Here is a 25,380-nt window from a genome sequence, read left to right as displayed (position 1 = left end):
TCGTTATAGACGGTATAAAATGATACATTTGAATACTAAATATAATTACAATGCGTAAATTTTCCTGGTTCTTTTTATTCCAAATAATCCTTATTTCGACCACAGTTTCGGCACAAAAATCAGCTATTTACACTTACGACTTAAAGGATTTTGACAAAGCACTGACTTTATATAATGACAAACAATATGCTTCGGCACAACTTATTTTTGAACATGTAAAAAACAATGCAACAACTGAAGAAGTTCAATCAGATTGTGCTTATTACATTGCCAATTGTGCTATTAGAACCAATAAGGCAAATGCCGATGCCTTGATGGAAAAATTTGTAAATGATTATCCAACAAGTACAAAGCAAAATCAAGCTTACATCGAAGTGGCTCAGTTTTACTTCGAGCAGGGAAATTACCCAAAAGCTTTGCAATGGTTTGATAAAGTCGATGAAAGCTACATGAGCAAATCGGATTCGGATAAATTTAATTTCCAAAAAGGTTACAGTTATTTCAATGCCAAAAAGAAAAAAGAAGCGACTACTTATTTTAACAAAGTAGTGAATTCTCCTGAATTTGGTTCTCAAGCCAAGTATTATTTAGGATTTATGGCTTACGAAGGCGATGATTATAAAGAGGCTACCAAATATTTTGACGAAGTTTCAGGCGAGGAAAAATACAAAGAAAAGCTTTCGTATTATCAGGCTGATATGAATTTCAAATTAGGAAATTTTCAAAAAGCTATTGATTTAGGTCAAACTGCAATGGCTAAATCGAATGCGATTGAAAAATCAGAGCTGAATAAAATTATCGGAGAAAGTTATTTCAATTTAAAGCAATACGGAAAAGCGATTCCGTTTTTAGAGCAATACGAAGGTAAAAAAGGAAAGTGGAATAATACTGATTTCTATCAATTAGGTTATGCTTATTATGAGCAAAAGGAGTATGAAAAAGCAATTTCTCAATTCAATAAAATTATTGAAGGAAAAGATTTCGTTGCACAAAATGCTTACTACCATTTAGGCTTAAGTTATTTGAATACCGGTAAAAAACAAGAAGCATTAAATGCATTTAAAAACGCTTCTGAAATGGAATTTAATGCGCAGATTCAAGAAGATGGTGCTTTAAATTATGCAAAATTGAGTTATGAAATAGGAAATGCTTACCAAACTGTTCCTGGAATTTTGCTTGATTTCTTGAAAAAATATCCAAACAATTCAAGTAAATCTGAAGTAGAAAAGTTATTGGTCGATTCTTATATTTCGTCTAAAAACTATAAAGAAGCTTTAATTTTATTAGAGAAAAACAAATCTGCCGAAAATAAGGCAGCTTATCAAAAAGTGCTTTTTTACAGAGGTTTAGAATTGTATAATGAATCAAATTATTCAGAAGCAGGGAAAATGTTTAAAAGCGCTGTCAGCGAACAAAAAACACCTGAATTTACAGCTCGCGCTACTTTTTGGAAAGCTGAAACAGAATATGTTACAGATGACTTTCAGAATGCTTTATTAAGCTACAAACAGTTTGCTGGACTTGCAGCGGCCAAATCAACTGATGAATATAAAAATATCAACTATAATATTGGCTACACCTATTTTAAATTGAAAGAATACGATCAGGCTGCGAACTCCTTTCAAGCTCAGATTGACAATTCAAAAGAAGACAAAGTACGTTTAAATGATTCGTATTTGCGTTTAGGAGATTGCCGTTTTGTAAGTGCAAAATATGCTCAGGCGAATGAAGCTTATGCAAAAGCGATTGAGGCAAAAGGAGTTGATGCTGATTATGCTCAATTTCAAAAAGCAATTTCATACGGTTTTATGTCTAAAAATGACAAGAAAGTTGACGAACTGAATAATTTTCTTCAGATGTACAAAAAATCAGAATATCGTGATGATGCTTTGTATGAATTAGGAAATACGTATGTAGCAGAGAAAAAGAACGATCAGGCGATTAAAACGTACGATCAGCTGATTTCAGAGTATAAAAACGGATCCTTTACTTCAAAATCTATTTTAAAACAAGGTCTGATTTATTACAACTCAGATCGTGACGAGCAGGCTTTAGTGAAATTCAAAAAAGTAGCGGCTGAGTTTCCAAAAACTCCAGAAGCTTTAGAGGCAGTTTCTACAGCAAGATTAATTTATGTTGATTCTGGAAAAGTAGATGAATATGCAACTTGGGTGCGTACGTTAGATTTTGTTTCGGTTACAGATGCTGAGTTAGATAACGATACTTATGATGCGGCTTTCAAACAATACAGTCAAAATAACAGCAAACTTGCAATTACAGGTTTTATGGGTTATGTGAATAAATTTCCATCAGGAATGCATTCTTTAGAAGCTAATTTTTACTTAGCACAATTGTATTATGCTGAAGGTTCAGAAACTAAATCAGTGCCTAATTATCAATATGCAATTGATCAGCCAAGAAATGAATTTACAGAACAATCATTAAATAGGTTGGCTCAAATTTTCCTAAAAGCTAAAGATTGCGACAAATCGATTCCGGTCTTGACACGCTTAGAAAATGAAGCTGATTTTCCGCAAAATAAAAACTTTGCTCAAGCTAATTTAATGAAATGTTATTATGATAAGAAAGATTATAGCAACTCAGTAATTTTTGCAGACAAGGTTTTGCAGAACCCAAAAGCCGATGTGAATGTAAAAGCAGATGCACAGATTATTGTAGCACGTGCAGCAATGCAGACTGGAGATGAAGATAAAGCTAAATCGGCTTACGCTAAATTATCAGCAACTTCAAAAGGAGAATTAGCGGCAGAAGCGTTGTATTACGACGCGTACTTTAAAACAAAAGAAGGCAAATTTGATGCTTCGAATGTTTCTGTTCAAAAATTAGCAAAGAATTATTCGGCTTATAAATATTACGGAGCGAAGAGTTTAGTTTTAATGGCGAAAAACTTTTACGGATTAAAAGACAGTTATCAGGCAACTTATATTTTAGATAACGTAATAAACAATTTTACAGATTATCCAGATGTCGTTGAAGAAGCCAAAAAAGAATTAAGCGCTATTAAATTAGAAGAATCTAAAACCAATTCGTCTATTAATAAATAGTTTGATGTAAAGTGGAAAATGTGAAATGTATACAAAACAAACATTTTACATTTCACAAAAATCATTTCACCAATAAAAAAATCATGAGTTTACCTTTTTATATAATTGATGTTTTTGCTGATAAGAAATATGCTGGAAATCAGCTGGCCGTTTTTTTGGATGCAGAAAATTTGAGTTCAGAAGAAATGCAAAATATTGCTCGCGAAATTAATTTTGCAGAAAGCACTTTTGTTACCAAACTCGATAGGGAAAATAATAAAGCAGCGATTAAAATATTTACACCATCTCAAGAAATGCAGTTTGCGGGTCATCCGATAATTGGAACTTCATGGGTTTTGATTAATAAGATATTTGATAACTCGCCTGAAAATATAAAATTGAATGTTCCGATCGGAGAAATTCCAATTCATCAAACGGAAGATTTAATTTGGTTAAAAGCAGCACAGCCGAAATTTTGGGATATTTTTTCGAAAGAAGATTTCACGTTATTCAGTAATCTGAAAAAAGAAGATTTTGAAAACCAATTTCCAATTCAGGAAGTTACAACAGGGAGTGCCTTTGTAATGGTTGGATTGAGCAATAAAAAAGCGCTCGAAAATTTAGTTTTAGATAAAGATAAAACAGATGAATGGCTGAAAAAGAATTGTAAAACAACGCACAGAGGCTTGTATTTTTATTATTTAGAAGGCTCAAAATTGTTTAGCAGAATGTTGTGTATCGAGCACAATCAATTAGTAGAAGATGCCGCCACAGGAAGCGCCAGTACATGCCTTCAGGCTTTTCTATTAAAATATCATAAACCTGAATTTGAATTAATCAATTATCAGGGAGATTATATAAATCGTCCGTCCCAAATTTATTTTAAAGGAAAAGTAAAGGACAATTTGTTTGATATTGAAATTGGAGGAAAAGCGCAATTTGTTGCAAAAGGCGAGTGGGAAAACTAGAAAATAGAGCCAAGAACAAAGATTTTAGAAAATAGAATATAGATTTTAGAAAAAGAAAATAGAGTCAAGAAATAAGAAATTGTAGAAAGCGAGAGAAGTATATGCTCTTTATTCGATTTTCTTTTCTCTGAAAAAAATAAAGAAATATGAAAATTAATTGCCAAAATAAAATTATCATTTTACTGCTGTTGTTTGTTGTTCAGCTTTCGTTTTCTCAAAAGAAAAATGAAACAATTGGAACTGAAACGGTAAACGTAGTAAAACCATATTCGCCAACAATATCTGATGCGTTTAAAGTAAAGGAAACACCTTCGCTTGACGATTCGGGAAATCAGCCTAAAGAAACTATTAAATATAGTATTCTGTCTGTTCCTGTTGCATCCACTTTTACCCCTTCAAAAGGGAAAGCTGAAGGTGTTGAAAAATCTAAAAAAGAAAGATTGTTTAATAATTATGCTACTTTAGGAGTTGGAAATTACGGAACACTGAATGCAGAATTATTTGTAACACAAGATTTAGGTAATAATGATTATGTGGCTGGAATGTTTCGTCATCATTCGTCTCAGGGCGGAATTAAAGATGTGAATTTAAATGACGAATTTTATGATACTGCCTTAAATGTTGGTTATGGCGTAAACAATCGTGATATGTCATGGAGTGTCGATTTGGGTTATCAAAATCAAATATACAATTGGTACGGGTTGCCGGCTGATTTTGGAATGACTTTACCACCAGAACAGCAGGAAGATTTAATTAGGGGAATTAACCCAAATCATTCTTATAACACGATTTCATTAGGAGGAAACATCGAATTTAATGAAGGGGTTTTTAATAAAATTTCAACCAGATTTACCCACTTTTCAGATAGTTTTTCTTCTTCAGAAAATCGTTTTTATTTGAAACCTTCATTTAAAGTGGATGTAATGGATCAATCAATAAACACAAATATTATCGTAGATCACGTTAGCGGATCTTTTGAAAATAATTATGCTTTAACGAATATTGAACCTGTAAAATACAGTTTGACTAATTTTGGAATTGAACCAAGTTTTGTGGTTCATGAAAACGATTGGACATTAGAATTAGGAGCTGGATTATTTTACGGCTTAGATTCTGAGAACAGCGGCAACAAATTTTATATTTATCCAAAAGTAAATGCTTCGTATAAATTAGTAGGCGATTTAATGATTTTTTACACAGGTGTAAATGGTAGTTTAAATCAAAATTCTTATGCTGATTTTGTTACTGACAATCCGTTTTTATCTCCAACTTTAAATATGAGACCAAGCAGTACTCAATATAATGTTTTTGCTGGATTAAAAGGAAAATTAGCCAATAATATCAGTTATAATTTGACAGGTTCATATTTGAATGAAAAAGATAAAGCATTGTTTAAAAGCAATGATTATACAGAAGATTTTTCAAATCAAAATTATGCCTTTGGAAACTCGTTTGGAGTGGTTTATGATGACGTAAGAACACTTCGTTTTTATGCAGAATTAAAAGCTGATTTCTCTCAAAATGTTTCTTTCGGAATCAACGGAACTTTTAATAGTTATAAAACAGACGGTTTAGAAGCTTGGAACTTGCCATCGATGAAATTAAGCTCAAATTTAGATGTAAATATTACAAAACAATGGTATGCTGGTTTGAATGTTTTCTTTGTTGGAGAACGTAAAGATATGCAGACTAATTTTGATGTGGCAACTCTTGGAGTTCCGGTTACTTTAAAAAGTTATTTTGATGCAAATGCACATTTAGGATACAAATATAACGAACGTTTGACTTTCTTTTTGAAATTGAATAATATTGGGAATCAAGCCTACGAAAGATGGTTGAACTACCCAGTTCAAGGATTCCAAGTTTTAGTTGGAGGAAATTATAAATTCGATTTTTAAGAAGGTTTTGCCAGGAAGAAACTAAGGCACAAAGTTTTTTATAAAAGTGCCTTTCAGCCATGAGTTCATGAATTTTTTGGAGTAAATTCGTGAATTCGTGGCTATTTTTTTTTGCATCCTCAAAAACCTTTGCATCTTTGTAACTCAGAACCTCACTATTCAAAAAAATGACTTTCAAACAAAAAATACATTCTTATTATTTGCAAATGGTTCAAGATCGAATAGATGTTTTTAAAGACATGATTTCGGCTTTGACAGAAGATTCTAAAAATGATGCAAAAGGTTCTGCAGGAGATAAACACGAAACTGCTTTGTCTATGATGCATATCGAACAAGAAAAATTGACAAATAAACTAAAAGAAGCTATAAATCAAAAAGCAATTTTAGATAAAATAGATGCTGCTAAAATTACTGAAAACATCATTTCTGGAAGTTTGGTTAAGGCTAACGGAATTTATTTATTTGTAAGTGTAGCATTGCCAAAAATTACCATTGACGGTATTACTGTTATTGCACTTTCTCCACAATCTCCTTTGGGTTCGCATTTAATGGGAAATAAAGTTGGGTTTCAATTCGAAATTAATAAGACTCATTACATTATTCAAAGTATTGAATAGTTTTAAATTAACCTTTTGACAGGTTTGAAAATATTGAGCATAAAATAATTTCAAAATAAGATTTGTCCTTCCTATTGAAAATTCTTTACCGTTTATTTAAAATCTTAAGATTTAATTCAAAGATTTCTTCAAAAGCTTCAATTTAACTCGTGGTTTGGCTTGAAAATTGAAATTTTCAAGTTCAAGGCTTTTTTTGCGGTTAAAATTTTACATTTTATATGTAAAAACAAAATAATGATTTAAAATTATAACTGAAATACGTATTTGTGTTTTTCAATTATAACCAATACCGCATCTTTGCCCTATCAAAATAAAATTTAAAAATAAAAATATATAGTTATGTGTGGAATCGTATGTGCCTTTGATCTAAAACAAAAAGCCGAAACCTTAAGACCTCAAGTATTAGAAATGTCTAAAATCATTCGTCACCGCGGACCAGACTGGAGTGGTATTTACAGCAATGATAAAGCAATTTTATCTCATGAGCGTTTGGCGATTGTAGATCCAGCTTCAGGAAAACAACCTTTATTTACAGAAGATAAAAAATTGGTTTTGGCTGCAAATGGTGAAATTTACAACCACAGAGAATTGCGTAAACAATTTGAAGGAAAATATAACTTTCAAACTGAAAGCGACTGCGAGGTTATCTTGGCTCTTTACAAAGAAAAAGGACCTGATTTCGTGGATGAAATGAACGGAATCTTTGGATTTGCAATTTATGATGTTGAGAAAGACGAGTATTTTATTGCCCGCGATCATATGGGAATTATTCCATTATATATTGGATGGGATCAGGATGGAACTTTTTATGTAGCATCTGAGCTAAAAGCATTAGAAGGATATTGCACAAAAATTCAATTGTTTCCTCCAGGACATTATATGACAAGCAAGGACGGAGAATTTGTACAATGGTACAAAAGAGACTGGACAGAATACGATGCTGTAAAAGACAACGAAACAAGTATTCCTGCTATTAAAGAAGCTTTAGAAGCGGCAGTTCACAGACAATTGATGAGTGACGTTCCTTATGGAGTTTTGCTTTCTGGAGGTTTAGATTCGTCTATCACTTCGGCTGTTGCCAAAAAATTTGCACAAAAACGTATTGAGTCTGATGATACTACAGAGGCTTGGTATCCACAATTGCACTCTTTTTCAGTTGGACTAGACGGTTCACCTGATTTAGCAGCTGCTCAAATTGTTGCAAAGCATATCGGAACGATTCACCACGAAATTAAATTTACAATTCAAGAAGGTTTAGATGCGGTTCGTGATGTTATTTACAACTTAGAAACGTATGATGTTACTACAGTTAGAGCTTCAACTCCTATGTGGTTAATGGCTAGAGTTATTAAATCAATGGGAATTAAAATGGTATTGTCTGGAGAAGGCGCAGATGAGTTATTTGGAGGCTATTTGTATTTCCACAAAGCGCCAAATGCTAGAGAATTTCACGAAGAAAACGTTCGTAAATTAGGAAAACTTCATATGTACGATTGTTTACGTGCAAACAAAAGTTTAGCAGCTTGGGGAATCGAAGGCCGTGTTCCTTTCTTAGACAAAGAATTTATGGATGTTGCAATGCGCATCAACCCACAAGATAAAATGATCAACAAAGAACACCCGATGGAAAAATGGGTAGTTCGTAAAGCTTTTGAAGATATGCTTCCAGAAAGTGTTGCATGGAGACAAAAAGAACAATTTTCTGATGGTGTAGGATACAGCTGGATTGACACTTTGAAAGAAGTTGTAGCTAAAGAAGTTTCAGATGAACAATTGGCAAATGCGAGATACAAATTCCCGCTTCAAACGCCAACTTCTAAAGAAGAATATTACTATCGTTCTATTTTTGCTGAACATTTCCCAAGTGATGCGGCCGCTTTATGCGTACCTCAGGAAGCAAGTGTTGCCTGCAGTACAAAAATCGCTTTAGAGTGGGATGAAGCTTTCAAAAACATGAACGATCCGTCAGGCAGAGCTGTAGCAAGTGTACATGACGATGCCTATGCCAAAGTATAATAATTAATTTTTGAATTTAGTATATATTAAGCAAAGACGTTCTCGAAGGAGAACGTCTTTTGTGTCTTAAATTGTTAAATTCTATTATTTCAACTACTTAAAAATAATTTTCGGCAATTATTTGGCTTTACTTTTTTATATTTGGCATTTGCTTAAATAAAGTTAAATCGGTGAGATTATAATATTGATAGTAAAGAAAAATAGAAAATAATATTAGTTTTGCGAAATATTGCATAATTATAATCAGTTTTATAAGTCTTCGCTTTATTTGGGAAGCGATTAAAAAATAATAAATAAAAAATAGAAGAGTATGTCTGGATTATTGGCCGTTATTGGTAAAGGAAAAGACCCGCAACTCGTAAAAGAGCTTTCTAACAGAATGTCGCATCGAGGGCCTGATGAACGTGACTTGCATATTATGGATAACGGCAGTGTTATTTGCCATGAAAGTTTATCAATTATTGATTTGCATTCAGGAAAACAGCCAATTCAAGGAACAAACCGAGCTTGGATGGTACACGATGGTGAGATTTATAATTATCAGGAATTAAAAAATACGGTTTTAAAAGAACATACATTTAGAACGCAATCCGATTCTGAAGTTATCGTGCATTTGTATGAGGAATTCGGTTATAATTTCTGTAACAAACTTGATGGAGATTTTGCTTTCGTCATAATTGACGGTGATGATTATATTGCAGGAAGAGACCCGATTGGTGTGAAGCCTTTGTATTATGGTTTAGATGAAAGAGGAAGAATTTATTTTTCTTCAGAAATGAAATCAATTGCAGATCAATGTAAATCATTTTCGACTTTTCCTCCGGGACATTATTATACTGCTAAAACAGGTTTTGTAAAATATTACCAGCCTGAATACGAAGATCACAGAAATGCGGTTGAAAATCTTGATTTAGATTTAATACGCGAAACTTTAATCGAGGCGGTTCGTAAACGTTTAATGAGCGAAGTTCCAGTTGGAGTTGTGTTATCAGGCGGTTTAGATACTTCTTTAATTTCATCAATTGCTTCGAGATTGTTAAAAGATAAAGGCGAAAAGCTGCATTCGTTTTCTATTGGTTTAGATGCAGATGCTCCTGATAATAAAGCTGCAAGAATAGCAGCGGCGTTTTTAGGAACAGAACATCATGAAGTTCATTTTACGGTAGAAGAAGGGGTCCAGATTTTAGAAAAAGTAATTTATCATATAGAAACTTATGATATTATTTCGGTAAGATCGGGAGTTCCAATGTATTTGCTTTCTAAAGCGATTGCTGAACAAGAAATAAAAGTAGTTTTATCTGGAGAAGGTGCTGATGAGATTTTTGGAGGACATTTGTATTTTAGAAACGCCCCTTCAACAGAAGAATTTCAAGATGAAACAATCGAAAGAGTTCAAAAATTATTTACTGCCGATTTATTGCGTGTGGATAAAACAACAATGGCTCATGGGTTAGAAGCTAGAACTCCTTTTTTAGACGCAGCCTTTTTAGATGTATCAATCCGAATTAAAACAGAGGAGAAACAGCCAAAAACGTATGATGGAATTGAAAAATATATCTTAAGAAAAGCTTTTGATACACCCGAAAACCCGTACTTGCCGGCGGAAGTTTTATGGCGTCAAAAAGAGCAGTTTTCTGACGGAGTTGGTTACAGCTGGGTTGATGAATTGATCGAATATTGTGCTTCTCAAGTTTCAGATGAACAATTGGCTGGCGCTGCTGCTGAATTTCCGTATAATTCGCCAACAACAAAAGAAGCGTATTTATACAGATCCATTTTTCATAAATTTTATCCACAGGTTAGTGCGGCGCAAACGGTTCGCAAATGGATTCCGAAATGGCAAGACAATCTTGATCCGAGCGGAAGAGCAAATGCTGCACACGTAAGAGCTGATGCTTTGAAATCTATTATTAGCATTTAGATTAAATTTAAAAAAAAATTAAATTACAAATCCCAATTAGGAAAGAAATACAAAATCCGAAACTAACATTTGAAATGTTGTTTCGGATTTTTTTTTAATCAATTTTTGGAATTTCGAATTTCAAAAATTAGAATTTAATATTGCCATTTTATTTTGAGCTAAATTATTAAAACTAAGTTAATTTCAGTTTAGCGTGTTTAGGAAAAATACTATATTTGATTACCAAGAATAATTAAATCCAAATAATTAAACACAATCTATGAGAAACCTAATACTAAGTGGAATTTTGTACTGCTCATTCGTTTCGTTGAGTTCAGTTTATGCGCAAAAAGCTGAAACACCCAAATACATTACAAATGTCGAAGGTGTTAAAGAATATTCATTAAATAATGGATTGAAAGTTCTTTTAATTCCAGATGCTTCTCAAAGCAATATGGTAGTCAATATTGTTTATAGTGTTGGTTCTCGAAATGAAGGATATGGTGAAAAAGGAATGGCGCATTTGTTAGAGCATATGCTTTTTAAAAGCACTAAAAATTTAGGTGACATTAAAAAAATGCTCTCAGACAAAGGAGGAAATGCCAACGGAACAACTTGGTTGGACAGAACTAATTATTACGAAGTTTTTCCGTCAAGCGATGAGAACTTAAAATGGAGCCTTGAAATGGAAGCTGACAGAATGATTAATGCTACTATTTTACAAACTGATCTTGACAAAGAATTTTCAGTAGTAAGAAACGAATTTGAAATAGGAGAAAATAATCCAGATGGTGTTTTGCAGGAAAGAATTCTTTCTGCAGCTTATTTATGGCACAATTACGGCAGAAGCACCATTGGAAGTAAAGAAGATATAGAAAGAGTAAAAGCAAATAGACTTAGAGTTTTTTATGAAAAGTACTATCAGCCAGACAATTCGACTTTAATAATTGCTGGTAAATTTGATGAGCAAAAAGCTTTGCAGTATGTTGGGCAATATTTTGGAGCTATTCCGAAACCTAAAAGAGTTTTGGATAAAACGTATACTATTGAACCAGCACAAGATGGAGAAAAATTTGTAGAGTTAAATAGAGCAGGAGACAGCAAAAATGTTGGAGCCTTATACCATACAGTGCCGTATGCAGATAAAGATTTTGCTGCGATTGATGCGTTGGGTGAAATTCTGACCTCAGATCCATCAGGATATTTATATAAAGCTTTAGTAGAAGCCCAAAAAGTTTCAAGTTTGTATGTATGGCAGCCAAATGTTAGAGATGCAAGTTTTATGTATTTTGGAGTTGCAGTCCCAAACGATAAGGATATTAGAACTACAAAAGATATTGTGAGAGGAGAATTGGATAAAATTGCGACGACCAAATACACAGATCAAGATGTAGAGAGAGCTAAAGCGAAGCTTATAAAACAAATAGATGGAATAAAAAATAATACCATTTCTTTTGCTATTAATCTTACCGAAATTATTGGTGCCGGTGACTTTAGATTGGGATATTTGTACAGAGATGCTGTTGAAAAATTGACAAAAGAAGATGTGCAGCGAGTTGCAGAGAAATATTTTAGAAGCAATAATAGAACAGTTGGAATATTTATTCCGTCGAAAGACGAACAAAGAGTAAAATCTATTGAGTATACAGATGAGCAAGTTGTGGCTTTAACGAAAGATTATAAAGGAAAAGCTTTGGAGAAAGAAGCAGCTCCATTTGAAGCTTCGATCAAAAATCTAAAACAAAACTTAACAGAAGGAAAACTTAGCAATGGCTTAAAATACGGATTGATTAAAAAAGAAATAAAAGGAGGGAAAGTTCAGGCTAATTTTAAATTTCCAGTAAGTAACGAAAAAGATTTACAAGGAAAAACAGATGTTGGAGCTATCATGGCACAGCTTCTTAAAACAGGCACTAAAACGAAAAGCAAAGAACAGATTCAGGATCGATTAGATCAATTAAAATCTAGTATCTATTTTAGTTATTCTGGGCAGGTTTTAGGTGTTAGCATCAATACTTACAAGGAGAATTTTAAAGAAGTGATGGAGATTTTAGGCGATTTGCTTGTAAATTCAACTTTTCCACAAAACGAATTAACTAAAACAATTAGTGAATACAATACCTATCTTGAGGCTAATCTTAATGATCCGCAATCTATTGCTGTAAATGAGATAGCAAGGCAAACATCTTCGTATCCTAAAGAAAGTATTTTTTATACATCGACAGTTCAGGAACAAATAGATGCTTATAAAAAAATAAAACAATCAGAGCTGGTTGATTTTTATGCAAATATTTTAGGAGGAAACAACGGAGTAGGAAGTGTAGTTGGAGATTTAGAATCAAAATCTACAGTACAAATTTTAGAAAATACTTTTGGAAAGTGGAATTCTAAATCAAAATACGAACTTGCGAAACCTACTTATTTTGAAACTAAAAAACTAGATAAAGATTTTGTTACGCCAGACAAAGAAAATGCTGTAGCGTTAGGAAAAATAAGTTTTAAAATGAACAGAAACAGTGCTGATTTTCCTGCATTTGTTATGGCAAATGAAATTTTAGGAAGCGGTGGTTTTCTGAGTGCTAGAATTCCAATGAGGTTGAGAGAGAAAGAAGGGATAAGTTATGGAGCAGGTTCTTTCATTGATGTGCCTATTACAAATGATGTAGCGTATTGGGAATATTATGCTTTTTTAAATCCGACAAAAAAGAGTGCTGTAGAAGTGGCGACTAAAGAAGAAATTGCAAAAGCGCTAAAAGATGGTTTTACAGATGAAGAGCTAAAATCAAACTTAAAAAGCTGGCAAAATGAAAGAAAAACAAGATTAGGAAATGATGACACTTTGATGAATTTAGTGAATACTTATTTAGAATACGGAATTCCTTTAGAAGATTATGATACTTTAGAAAATAAAGTTAAAGCATTAAAAGTAGAAGAAGTGAATGCTGTTTTAAAGAAATATTTAACCTTAGATAAAATGACATCTGTTTACGCTGGAGATTTTAATAAAAGATAATAAAAAGAAATTCCAAACATCGTGACTTCCAAATTCCAATTGGATTGCATTGTTTGTTAGTTTTAAAATATAAAATCCGAAATGACATTTGGTTGTTTCGGATTTTGTTTTTTTAAAATGGAGTTTCATTATTTGATTTTATATATTGTTTTATCTTTATGAATTTGGAATTTTGGCAAGAATTTGGAATTTGGTTTTTTAAAGACACCAATTTTTTGAATTTGGAATTTATTTTTTGGTTTTTCAGACAATTGTGTTAATAACTTAAGTGCTTTAAATCGTATTTTAACGGATATATAATTTGCGTTTTTATATATTTGCGTGTTAGACAATAATTACATTTTTTAGAATAAATTATATGAGCGAAGAAATCAAGAAGAACAATTATTCAGCAGATAGTATTCAGGCATTAGAAGGAATGGAGCACGTAAGAATGCGTCCGTCGATGTATATTGGAGATGTGGGGGTTCGAGGGCTGCATCATTTGGTTTATGAGGTTGTTGATAACTCTATTGATGAGGCGATGGGCGGACATTGTGATACCATTGGTGTTGCAATTAACGAAGACGGTTCGGTAACAGTTGAAGATAACGGTCGTGGTATTCCAGTTGATTTACATAAAAAAGAGGGAGTTTCTGCTCTTGAGGTAGTAATGACTAAAATTGGTGCCGGAGGTAAATTTGATAAAGATTCTTATAAAGTTTCTGGAGGTTTGCACGGTGTTGGGGTTTCTGTAGTAAATGCACTTTCAGTTCACATGAAATCGACAGTTTTCAGAGACGGAAAAATCTACGAGCAAGAATACGAAAGAGGTAAAGCAATGTATCCGGTAAAACAAATCGGAGAAACAGATAAAAGGGGTACACGTCAGACTTTTTACCCAGACGATACCATCTTTACTCAAACTACAGAGTTCTCTTATGATACGTTATCAGCTCGTATGCGTGAGCTTTCTTTCTTAAACAAAGGAATAACAATCACATTTACAGATAAAAGAGAAGTAGACGAAAAAGGAGAATTTAAAGTTGAAGTTTTTCATTCTGATGAAGGTCTTAAAGAATACATCCGTTATTTAGATGGAAACCGTGAGCCAATTATCTCTCATGTAATCAGCATGGATAACGAAAAAGGTGAGATTCCTGTTGAAGTTGCCTTAATTTACAATACAAGTTATACAGAGAATATTTTCTCATATGTAAATAATATTAATACGCATGAAGGAGGAACGCATTTACAAGGTTTTAGAAGTGGTTTAACAAGAACCCTTAAAAAATACGCAGATGCCTCTGGAATGTTGGATAAATTGAAATTCGAAATTGCAGGAGATGATTTCCGTGAAGGTTTAACAGCTATTATTTCTGTAAAAGTTGCAGAACCACAATTCGAAGGTCAGACAAAAACTAAACTTGGAAACAGAGAAGTAGTTTCTCCAGTTTCTCAAGCAGTTGGAGAAATGCTAGAAAATTATTTGGAAGAAAATCCAAATGATGCCCGAATCATTATTCAAAAAGTAATTTTAGCGGCTCAGGCTCGTCATGCGGCGAAAAAAGCACGTGAAATGGTACAACGTAAAACCGTTATGGGCGGTGGAGGATTACCAGGGAAATTATCTGATTGTTCTGAACAAGATCCTGCAAGATGTGAAGTTTATCTTGTCGAGGGAGATTCGGCTGGAGGAACAGCAAAACAAGGTCGTGACCGTAATTTTCAAGCGATTTTGCCATTACGTGGTAAGATTTTGAATGTTGAAAAAGCGATGCACCATAAAGTATTCGAAAACGAAGAGATTCGTAACATTTTCACCGCTTTAGGAGTTACAGTTGGAACCGCAGAAGATAGTAAGGCTTTAAATCTTGAAAAACTAAGATATCATAAGGTAATTATCATGTGTGATGCCGATGTCGATGGTAGTCACATTTCTACCTTAATATTAACGTTCTTCTTCCGTTTTATGAAAGAATTGATCGAAGAAGGTCACGTTTATATTGCAGCGCCGCCTTTATACTTAGTTAAAAAAGGAAATAAAAAAGAATATGCTTGGAATGATGTACAGCGTGATCAAGCTAACGAAAGAATGGGAGGAAGTGCAGCTATCCAACGTTATAAAGGTCTTGGAGAGATGAACGCGGAGCAATTATGGGAAACTACAATGGATCCAAACTTCAGAACTTTACGTCAGGTAACTATTGACAGTTTGGCTGAGGCTGATAGAGTTTTCTCTATGTTAATGGGAGACGAAGTGCCACCACGTAGAGAATTCATTGAGAAAAATGCAGTTTACGCAAATATCGATGCATAACAAAGTTTAACCTTCAATTCGTTTAATTGTTTAAATTTACTTAAACGATTAAACGAATTGTCGATTTATCAAATAAACAAACTAATTAATAACCGATAAAGTATAAAATATGAAAGTTACCATTGTAGGAGCAGGAAATGTTGGAGCTACATGTGCAGATGTTATTTCTTATAGAGGAATTGCAAGCGAAGTAGTGTTGTTGGATATTAAAGAAGGTTTTGCCGAAGGGAAAGCGTTGGATATTATGCAATGTGCAACAAATACAGGGTTTAATACCAAAGTATCTGGTGTAACTAACGACTATTCTAAAACTGCTGGAAGTGATGTAGTAGTTATTACATCTGGAATTCCAAGAAAACCAGGAATGACTCGTGAAGAATTGATTGGTATAAACGCAGGAATTGTAAAAACAGTTGCTGAAAATGTATTGAAATATTCTCCTGATACTATAATAGTTGTTGTTTCGAATCCGATGGATACGATGACATATTTAGCACTAAAATCAACTGGATTGCCAAAAAACAGAATTATAGGTATGGGCGGTGCTTTAGACAGCTCTCGTTTTAGAACTTATCTTTCTTTGGCTTTAGATAAACCGGCAAATGATATTTCAGCAATGGTTATTGGAGGACATGGTGATACTACTATGATTCCATTAACACGTTTGGCATCTTATAACGGAATTCCTGTAACTGAATTTCTTTCAGAAGAAGTATTGCAGAAAGTAGCTGCTGACACAATGGTTGGTGGAGCTACTCTTACAGGTCTTTTAGGAACTTCTGCTTGGTATGCGCCAGGAGCTTCTGTTGCCTATTTAGTAGATAGTATTTTAAATGATCAAAAGAAAATGATTGCCTGTTCTGTTTTTGTAGAAGGAGAATATGGACAAAAAGATATCTGTATTGGAGTACCTTGTATAATAGGTAAAAACGGAGTTGAAGAAATTTTGGATATTCAGTTAAACGATCAGGAGAAGGCATTATTTGCTAAAAGTGCAGATGCTGTTCGTGGAATGAATGATGCTTTAAAATCGATTTTATAATAACGATTTGGTAAAAAAAAGAGAAAGGCTGCACTTTTGCAGTCTTTTTTTTGAGATTAATTAATAAATAAATTGGTTAATCTTTTCGTTAATTATATATTTGCTCGGTTTAAAAAAAATGTGGTAATTCGTGATCTCGATTTTTTAGTTTTAAAAACTCATGTCAGGGCTTATTTTATGGGACTTTAAAACAAAAACAAACAATAAAACATAATTAATTTTTAGTAATAATGCAGAATAAAGGACTTATTAAATTTTTCGCAATTCTATTTGCATTGGTAAGTATTTACCAACTTTCTTTCACTTTTGTGGCAAATAACGTCAAAAGTGAGGCTAAAGCTTTTGCAGGAGACAATCCTGATAAAGAGCTAAAATATTTAGATTCTATTGGTAAAGAAAAAGTGGTAAATCTTGGGTTTACGGATTTTACTTATAATGAAGTAAAAAACAAACAGCTTAATAAAGGTCTTGACTTAGAAGGAGGAATCAACGTTATTCTTCAAATTTCTATTAAAGATGTTTTAAAAGGATTATCTAACAATTCTAAAAATCCAGTATTTAATAAATCATTAGCTGATGCAAGTGCAAATTTAGAAGGAAACAAAACCTATTTAAATAAGTTTTTCGAAGCTTTTGAAGCGAACTCAAACGGAACTACAAGATTAGCTTCGCCAGATATTTTTGCGAACAGAAGTTTACAAGGAGAAGGTGGAATCGATTTTCAAATGTCTGATGCACAAGTTCAAAAAGTAATTAAAAGAAAAGTTGATGAGTCTGTTGAAAGTGCTTATAAAGTATTAAGAGAGCGTATCGATAAATTTGGTGTTACACAGCCAAATGTTCAAAAATTAGGAGAAACAGGAAGAATCTTAGTAGAACTTCCAGGTGCTAAAGATGTTGATAGAATTAAAAAATTATTAGGAGGAAAAGCTCAATTAGAGTTTTGGGAAACTTTTAAAATTGAAGAAATTGGAAATTTTTTAGTAGCGACTAATGAAGCTTTAAAAAAGACTGAAATCAAAAAAACAGAAACTAAAACTGTTGCTAAAGATTCATTGAATGCTTTATTAACTGATGCTAAAGATTCTGTTGATACTAAAAAAGGGAACAATCCATTATTTGACAAAATGATCGGTCAAGGTGGCGGACCAGTTTTAGGTTATTTTGCACCAAAAGATACTGCAACTGTAAATGCTTATTTTAAAAGACCAGAAATTAGAATTTTATTGGCTGCTGACCAACACAATGCAAAATTTGTTTGGAGTAAGCCAACTACATTAAAAGATGCTAAAGGAAAAGAAGTTGAAGCAGTTGAATTATATGCTTTAAAAGGTAACAGAGACAATTCTCCTGCAATGAGCGGTGGTGTTGTAACTGATGCGAAAGATACTTTCGACCAATTAGGAAAACCAGCTGTTTCTATGCAAATGAACAGTCAAGGTTCTAAAATCTGGGAAGAATTAACAGGTAGAGCTTTTTCTCAAAAAAGTTATATTGCTATTGTTTTAGATAATATTGTTTATTCTGCTCCTGGTGTTACAAGCGGTCCAATCGCTGGAGGAAGATCTGAAATTACAGGTTCTTTTGATGTTGCTGAAACTAAAGATTTAGCTAACGTATTAAATGCAGGTAAATTACCAGCTTCTGCTGATATTATTCAATCAACTGTTGTAGGGCCATCTTTGGGTCAAGCTGCGATTGATGCTGGAACAGTTTCATCTGTATTAGGGTTTTTATTAGTTTGTTTATGGATGGTTTTCTATTATGGTAAAGCAGGTTGGTACGCTAACCTTGCATTATTATTAAACTTACTTTTCTTATTCGGTATTATGGCAAGTTTTGGTTTTGTATTAACATTGCCAGGTATTGCAGGTATCGTATTAACATTAGGTACTGCGGTAGATGCCAACATTATTATATTTGAAAGAGCAAAAGAAGAATTACGTGAAGGCAAGTCATTATCAGAAGCAGTTGTTGCTTCATACGGATGGCACGGAGCAATGCGTTCTATCATCGACGCGAACGTAACTCACGTTTTAACTGGAGCAATCTTGTTTATCTTTGGAACAGGACCAATTAAAGGTTTTGCTTTAACATTACTTATTGGTATCGTAACTTCATTGTTTACATCAATTTTTATTGCTAGAATTTTTATTGACAGAAATATTGCTGGAAAAGGTGATTTAACTTTCTCTACAAATATCACTAAAAACTGGTTTACTAATTTCCACTTTGATTTTATCAAAATCAAAAAGTTCACTTACATCTTCTCTTCAATTGTAGTTGTTGTAAGTTTAATTTCGATCTTCTTCGTTAATGGATTAGATGAAGGTGTTGATTTTGTTGGAGGTAGAACTTTCCAAGTTAAATTTGAAAAACCAATCGATGCTACTGTAATCTCTGATGAATTATCTGCTGCTTTCGGTACTCCAGTTGAAGCTAAAATTTTAGGTGATGATGATCAATTGAAAATCACCACTAAATACAAAATCAAAGAAGATGGTGTAGCTGTTGATGAGGAAGTGAACCAAAAATTATATGCTGCATTATCGAAGTATTTCCCTAATGTAACTTATGATAAATTCACGAACACTTTTGATGGTAAAAAAATAGGTGTTTTACAATCTTCTAAAGTTGGAGCTTCTATTTCTGAAGATATTAAAACAAACTCATACTGGGCAGTTCTTGGTGCGATGGGAGTTATTTTCTTATACTTAATGATCTCTTTCCGTAAATGGCAATATTCATTAGGTGCGATTGCAGCTGTTGCGCATGACGTAATCTTTGTATTAGGAATTTACTCTTTATGTTATAAATTCATGCCTTTCCACATGGAAATGGATCAGCACTTTATTGCTGCCATTCTTACTGTAATTGGTTACTCTATGAACGATACTGTAATTGTATTTGATAGAATTAGAGAGTTCATCATCGGAAACCGTAAAGGAACTTTTGAAGATATCGTAAATGCTTCTATTAATACTACATTATCAAGAACATTGAATACTTCATTAATGATGATCATTGTATTATTAACGATGTTTATCTTTGGTGGAGAATCTATTAGAGGATTTATCTTTGCAATGTTAATTGGTATTGTGGTAGGAACTTATTCTTCATTATTTATCGCAACGCCAGTATTGGTTGATACGATTTCTAAAGATGATAAACACACAATTGAAGACAAGCATAATAAAGCATAATTGCTTTCAATTTATATACTAAAAAAGATCCAACGAAAGTTGGATCTTTTTTTTTTTTAACTTTTTTTAAACTAAGGTTTGAAATATTGATATAATACTTCAAAACGCCAATTGAATGATTTTGTACTGAGATATTTCTGTTTGTATAATTTTGTTTGCTAATATTTTTATACTTAATTAAAGACATGATTTAAGGTTTTTAAATAGCTTATGAAAATTAGACTCTCTCATTTAGCCCCGATGGGAACGATATCCTTTTTCTGGCTTCTTTAGGCAGAAAAAGATATAGGGTACAGCGGGACATAACATTCTTTTAAAATGACTATTTCTGCTCCTAAAATAATTGTATAAAAAAAGCGCCCAATATCATATTTTGATACTGGGCGCTTTTATTTTTGAATTATGTTTTTAAGATGTTGCTAAAGGATTTCTTTGTGCTCTAATGATAAAGAAAAGGCCAATAATGATAAAAGGAATACTTAACCATTGTCCCGTAGAGAAAATACCTAATTCGTTTTCAAAACCGCCTTGGCTTTCTTTTACAAATTCTACGATGAAACGCACTACGAATAAAAGAACTAAGAATAATCCAAATAACAATCCTGATTTAAGTCTTGCATTCGTTTTCCAATATAAGAAATACAAAATTGCAAATACAAAGATGTAGCAAATTCCTTCATATAACTGAGTAGGATGTTTTGCGGGAACTTGTGCTAATAAATCAGCAAATTTAGGGTCAGTTGCAATAGCAGTGTATGCATCTTTTGGGTTCGCTATCTGAGTTGCATTTACAGCTTCGGCTTTGCTAAATTGATCGTGTAAAAAGCGAATTCCAAATGCAGAAGTAGTTTCATGCCCAATTATTTCAGAATTGAAAAAATTCCCCAAACGAACAAAAATAGCACCACTTGCAACTGGAATAACAACACGGTCTAAAATCCATAATAAAGGACGTTTTAAGATCATTTTGCTGTAATAGTACATAGCAAGAATGATTGCTATTGCAGCACCGTGGCTTGCTAAGCCCTGAAAGCCTGTAAATTCGAATTTAGGTTCAAATTTGAATGGTAAAAAGATTTCAAGCAGATGATTTCTAAAATATTCCCAATCGTAAAAGAAAACATGTCCTAAACGAGCACCAAGCAAAGTTGCTAAAACAGTCCAAACAAATAAAGAATCTAATTTGTCTATCGATTCATTTTCGCGTTCGAAAATCTTTTTCATTATAAACCATCCTAATCCAAAGGCGATTACGAACATTAAACTGTAATAACGAATCATAAAAAATCCTAAATCGATTCCTTCTGAGGGATTCCAAACGATGTTTAAAGCTTGTGCCATGTAGTATTATGTTTTTTATTAGTTGTAAAAATAAATATTTAAAGTAGAGTTCGTCTTTATAAAAAGTTAATGTTTATGTGAACATTTCTTCTCAGGAACCGGATCATATCCTGTTTTTCCCCAAGGATTACAGCTTAAAATACGCTTGACTCCAAGGTATCCTCCGTAGAATAACCCATGTTTTTGCAGTGCCTCAATCATATAGCTCGAACACGTTGGCTCGAAGCGACATGATGCGGGAGTAAATGGCGAAATTGCATTTTGATAAAACCGAACTAATAAAACAAATGGAGTAGTTGCTTTCATGGTTTATTAGATGCTAAATAAATTATATAGAGAAGCTTGTTCCTTCTTTTCCGTCTTTCAGCTGAATGCCTAAAGCAATCAATTGATCACGAATTTGATCAGAAAGGGCAAAGTTTTTATCAGCTCTTGCTTGATTTCTCATTCCGATAAGAATGTTTACAACGCCTTCTAATTTATCATTATGACTGTCAGAAGCCTTGTCATCGCTCAAGCCTAAAACATCAAAAACAAAAGCATTTACTGTTGTCGAAAATGTTTTTAAATCTTCGGCAGAAATAGTTTCTTTTCCTTCTTTCAATAAATTGATATATCGAACTGCTTCAAATAATTGTGCAATTAAAATAGGTGTATTAAAGTCGTCATTCATAGCATCGTAAGACAACTGTTTCCAAGAAGCAATATCTAGAGAGCTAGTCGGACTTGCTGAGATACTAGGTAATGCGTCAACAGCTTCCATCAATCTTTTATAACCTTTTTCTGCAGCTACAATGGCGTCATCAGAAAAATCTAAAATACTTCTGTAGTGTGCCTGCAGCATAAAAAAACGTGTTACAGAAGCTGAAAAAGCTTTGCTTAGAATATTGTTGTCTCCGCTTAAGATTTCACCTGGCAAAATATTATTTCCAGTTGATTTTGCCATTTTCTTACCGTTTAAAGTAAGCATATTGGCATGCATCCAGTAATTTACTGGTGATTGACCAGTACAAGCTTCGTTTTGAGCAATTTCACATTCGTGGTGAGGAAATTTTAAATCCATTCCGCCTCCGTGAATGTCAAAATGATTTCCTAAATATTTTGTGCTCATTGCAGTACATTCTAAGTGCCATCCAGGGAAACCATCGCTCCACGGTGAAGGCCATCTCATGATATGTTCTGGTTCTGCCTTTTTCCAAAGTGCAAAATCCTGTGGGTTTCTCTTGTCAGACTGGCCATCAAGATCACGGGTATTAGCAAGCATGTCTTCGATATTTCTGCCGCTTAAAACTCCGTAATTGTTTGTTTCATTGTATTTAACCACATCAAAATAAACTGAACCGTTGGCAATATAGCCAATTCCGGTATCAATAATCTTTTTGATAATTTCTATTTGCTCTATAATATGTCCCGTAGCAGTTGGCTCAATACTTGGCGGTAAAAAGTTGAAAGCTTTTAGGATTTCATGAAAATCAACAGTATATCGCTGTACAACTTCCATTGGTTCTAACTGCTCTAAACGTGCTTTTTTTGCAATTTTGTCTTCACCTTCATCAACATCGTCTACAATATGACCAACATCGGTAATATTTCGAACATAGCGGACTTTATAATCAAGATGCAAAAAATACCTGAATATTACATCAAAAGACATAAAAGTCCTAACATTTCCTAAGTGTACATTGCTATAAACCGTAGGTCCGCAAACATACATTCCAACATTTCCTTCATGAATTGGGCTGAAATTTTCTTTTTCACCCGAAAGTGAATTGTATATTTTTAGATGTTGACTTGTATATAAAGGCATATTTATTTTTGCTGTTTAATCGTTTAATTGTTTATATCTGATTTAGTTGTGGTGGTAACGAGATAAACTAAAATTGAGTTTCTAATTTAATGTAATCGAGAAATTCTCTTTTAGTTTGAGGGTCTTTAAATTTTCCGCCAAATTCAGATGTAACTGTACTGCTTTCGATATCTTTAATTCCTCTTGAATTAACACAAAGGTGTTTTGCATCGATAACGCAGGCAACATCTTCTGTTCCTAAAGCTTTTTGAAGTTCCTGAACAATCTGCATTGTTAAGCGCTCTTGTACTTGAGGTCTTTTTGCATAATATTCTACAATTCGGTTCATTTTAGATAAACCAATAACTCTACCGCTTGAAATATAAGCTACATGAGCTCTTCCAATAATTGGCAGTAAATGGTGTTCGCAGGTAGAATAAACGGTAATGTTTTTTTCAACTAACATTTCACCGTATTTGTAATTATTTTCAAAAGTTGATGCTTTTGGTTGTTTTGAAGGATTTAAACCACCAAAAATTTCCTTTACAAACATTTTTGCTACTCGGTTTGGAGTACCTTTTATGCTGTCATCTGTTAAATCCATTCCAAGTGTTTGGAGAATGTTTTCGACATCTTTTTTTATTTTTTCTATTTTTTCGTCATCGCTTAAGTCAAAAGCGTCCTGTCTTACAGGGTTTTTCGCGTTGCTGCTGAAATGACTGTCACCAATTTCGTCTAAAAAATCTTCGTTATTTATCATTAAAAACTACTATTATAATGGGTATATCTTTTTAAGGCGGTAAAGATAATTAATAAAAAGGAAACCTTTTCTATGGTTTTTACTATTTAATTGCTCCTTTTTGGATATAATTTAAAATAAAATAAAAAAGAAGTTTTTTTAAACATGAAAAAGGCAATAACGTAATACATTATTGCCTTTTGATATTTTATTTTGGTAGCTTTTATCTTTTTTTATAAGCTAAAAGCGCTTCTTTTAAAATATTAACAGCTGTTATTAAATCTTTCTTATTCAATACATAAGCTATTCTTACTTGATTGAGTCCCATTCCTGGAGTGGAATAAAAACCAGCTGCAGGAGCGACCATGACAGTTTCTCCATTCAAATCGTAGCTTTCTAAAAGCCATTGCGCAAAATCATCAGAATTTTCGATTGGCAATTGAGCAATGCAATAAAAGGCTCCTTTTGGTTTGGTAACTATTACGCCTTCGATTTTATTTAATTCTGTAATTAAAGTATCACGTCTGCTTTTGTATTCTGCAATTACTTCGTCAAAATAACTCTGAGGTGTATCTATAGCCGCTTCACATGCAATTTGCTCAATTGTTGGTGGACTCAAGCGAGCCTGTGCAAATTTCATTACGGTTGACAGCACATCTTTATTTTTTGTAACTAAACAGCCTATTCTTGCGCCACACATACTATAGCGTTTTGAAACAGAGTCTACCATAATTACATTTTGCTGTACATCTTCTAAATTCATTACTGAATAGTGCACATCATCTCCATCATATAAAAATTCACGATATACTTCATCTGCAATTAGATACAAATCGTGTTTTTTGATCAAGCTTGCCAATTGCTTAATTTCAGCTTCTGAATATAGATAACCGGTAGGATTACCTGGATTGCAAATTAAAATTGCTTTAGTTTTTGGTGTAATCAATTTCTCAACATCTTCAATACTTGGCAAGGCAAATCCGCTTTCAATTGTAGAAATAACAGGAATTACTGTTGCGCTCGTTGACGATGCAAACGCATGATAATTAGCATAAAAAGGTTCTGGGATAATGATTTCATCTCCAGGATCTGTAATAGTGGCCAGTGCAAACAACAAGGCTTCAGAGCCACCAGTAGTAATAATGATGTCTTCTGCGTTTACGTTTACATTTTGGCGCTGGTAAAATTTCGCTAATTTTTTTCTATAACTTTCATATCCGGCAGATGGACTGTATTCTATAAGAGTCAAATCAATATTTTTTACCGCCTCGATGGCCACTTCGGGTGTCTTGATATCCGGTTGACCAATGTTTAGATGATACACTTTGTGTCCTTTTTGCTTTGCGATATCTGCATAAGGTGCAAGCTTGCGTATCGGAGATTCGGGCATGTTTCTGCCTTTGTTTGAAATTGTTGGCATGAGATTAAATTATTGAAGTGCAAATTTGCATTTTTTTTTCGAATTTAATCTAAACATTAGAGGTACTCGTAAAAATGTAACAATTAACATTATT

15 protein-coding genes are annotated in these 25,380 nt (G+C 33.2%); 10 read left to right on the top strand and 5 right to left on the bottom strand.

What is annotated here, in order from left to right; all coding sequences use genetic code 11:
• Nucleotides 1–50 precede the first annotated feature (50 nt).
• The 10 genes from IRZ83_RS04700 (at nt 51) to secDF (ending at nt 20,000) form a co-directional block, all read left to right on the top strand.
• A complete protein-coding gene (locus IRZ83_RS04700; RefSeq protein ID WP_194567133.1) occupies nt 51–3,065 on the top strand; it encodes a tetratricopeptide repeat protein in 3,015 nt (1,004 codons plus the stop codon).
• A gap of 83 nt (nt 3,066–3,148) precedes the next feature.
• Entirely contained in the window at nt 3,149–4,012 is an 864-nt protein-coding gene (locus IRZ83_RS04695) for a PhzF family phenazine biosynthesis protein (RefSeq protein WP_194567131.1), read from the top strand.
• 146 nt (nt 4,013–4,158) lie between these two features.
• The gene (locus tag IRZ83_RS04690; protein ID WP_194567129.1) at nt 4,159–5,910 is read left to right on the top strand and encodes a TonB-dependent receptor; all 1,752 of its coding nucleotides are present in this window, start codon (nt 4,159–4,161) and stop codon (nt 5,908–5,910) included.
• A gap of 167 nt (nt 5,911–6,077) precedes the next feature.
• Nucleotides 6,078–6,527 carry a hypothetical protein gene (locus IRZ83_RS04685; protein WP_194567127.1) on the top strand — a complete coding sequence of 150 codons (450 nt, stop codon included), beginning with the start codon at nt 6,078–6,080 and terminating at the stop codon, nt 6,525–6,527.
• A 339-nt stretch (nt 6,528–6,866) separates the two neighbouring features.
• Nucleotides 6,867–8,543 carry an asparagine synthase B gene (gene asnB, locus IRZ83_RS04680; RefSeq protein ID WP_194567125.1) on the top strand — a complete coding sequence of 559 codons (1,677 nt, stop codon included), beginning with the start codon at nt 6,867–6,869 and terminating at the stop codon, nt 8,541–8,543.
• 310 nt (nt 8,544–8,853) lie between these two features.
• On the top strand, nt 8,854–10,464 hold the full coding sequence (gene asnB, locus IRZ83_RS04675) for an asparagine synthase B (RefSeq protein ID WP_194567123.1): 1,611 nt from the start codon (nt 8,854–8,856) through the stop codon (nt 10,462–10,464).
• A gap of 259 nt (nt 10,465–10,723) precedes the next feature.
• Nucleotides 10,724–13,456: a M16 family metallopeptidase gene (locus tag IRZ83_RS04670; RefSeq protein WP_194567121.1), complete on the top strand. Its 2,733-nt coding sequence runs from the start codon at nt 10,724–10,726 to the stop codon at nt 13,454–13,456.
• 358 nt (nt 13,457–13,814) lie between these two features.
• Entirely contained in the window at nt 13,815–15,755 is a 1,941-nt protein-coding gene (gene gyrB, locus IRZ83_RS04665) for a DNA topoisomerase (ATP-hydrolyzing) subunit B (protein WP_029268794.1), read from the top strand.
• Nucleotides 15,756–15,864: 109 nt separating this feature from the next.
• Nucleotides 15,865–16,797, top strand: a complete 933-nt coding sequence (mdh, locus tag IRZ83_RS04660; RefSeq protein WP_029268795.1) for a malate dehydrogenase — start codon at nt 15,865–15,867, stop codon at nt 16,795–16,797.
• Between the two features lie 230 nt (nt 16,798–17,027).
• Nucleotides 17,028–20,000, top strand: a complete 2,973-nt coding sequence (secDF, locus tag IRZ83_RS04655) for a protein translocase subunit SecDF (RefSeq protein ID WP_194567120.1) — start codon at nt 17,028–17,030, stop codon at nt 19,998–20,000.
• A gap of 408 nt (nt 20,001–20,408) precedes the next feature.
• Here secDF and lgt read toward each other — a convergent pair whose 3' ends face one another.
• The 5 genes from lgt to IRZ83_RS04630 form a co-directional block, all read right to left on the bottom strand.
• Complete coding sequence (gene lgt / locus IRZ83_RS04650; RefSeq protein WP_194567118.1) at nt 20,409–21,341, bottom strand: prolipoprotein diacylglyceryl transferase; 933 nt, start codon at nt 21,339–21,341, stop codon at nt 20,409–20,411.
• Between the two features lie 66 nt (nt 21,342–21,407).
• Nucleotides 21,408–21,647: a membrane protein insertion efficiency factor YidD gene (gene yidD, locus IRZ83_RS04645; protein WP_082447120.1), complete on the bottom strand. Its 240-nt coding sequence runs from the start codon at nt 21,645–21,647 to the stop codon at nt 21,408–21,410.
• Nucleotides 21,648–21,669: 22 nt separating this feature from the next.
• Nucleotides 21,670–23,148: a cysteine--tRNA ligase gene (cysS, locus tag IRZ83_RS04640; RefSeq protein ID WP_194567116.1), complete on the bottom strand. Its 1,479-nt coding sequence runs from the start codon at nt 23,146–23,148 to the stop codon at nt 21,670–21,672.
• 67 nt (nt 23,149–23,215) lie between these two features.
• Nucleotides 23,216–23,887, bottom strand: coding sequence for a GTP cyclohydrolase I FolE (gene folE, locus IRZ83_RS04635; RefSeq protein WP_029268801.1), 672 nt, complete (start codon nt 23,885–23,887; stop codon nt 23,216–23,218).
• 202 nt (nt 23,888–24,089) lie between these two features.
• Nucleotides 24,090–25,286, bottom strand: a complete 1,197-nt coding sequence (locus IRZ83_RS04630) for a pyridoxal phosphate-dependent aminotransferase (RefSeq protein WP_194567114.1) — start codon at nt 25,284–25,286, stop codon at nt 24,090–24,092.
• Nucleotides 25,287–25,380 lie beyond the last annotated feature (94 nt).

This window comes from Flavobacterium sp. JLP (assembly GCF_015350755.1).
GTDB lineage: Bacteria > Bacteroidota > Bacteroidia > Flavobacteriales > Flavobacteriaceae > Flavobacterium.
The sequence above is the reverse complement of the archived record's forward strand: the minus strand, read 5'-3'. Positions and strand labels throughout refer to the sequence as shown.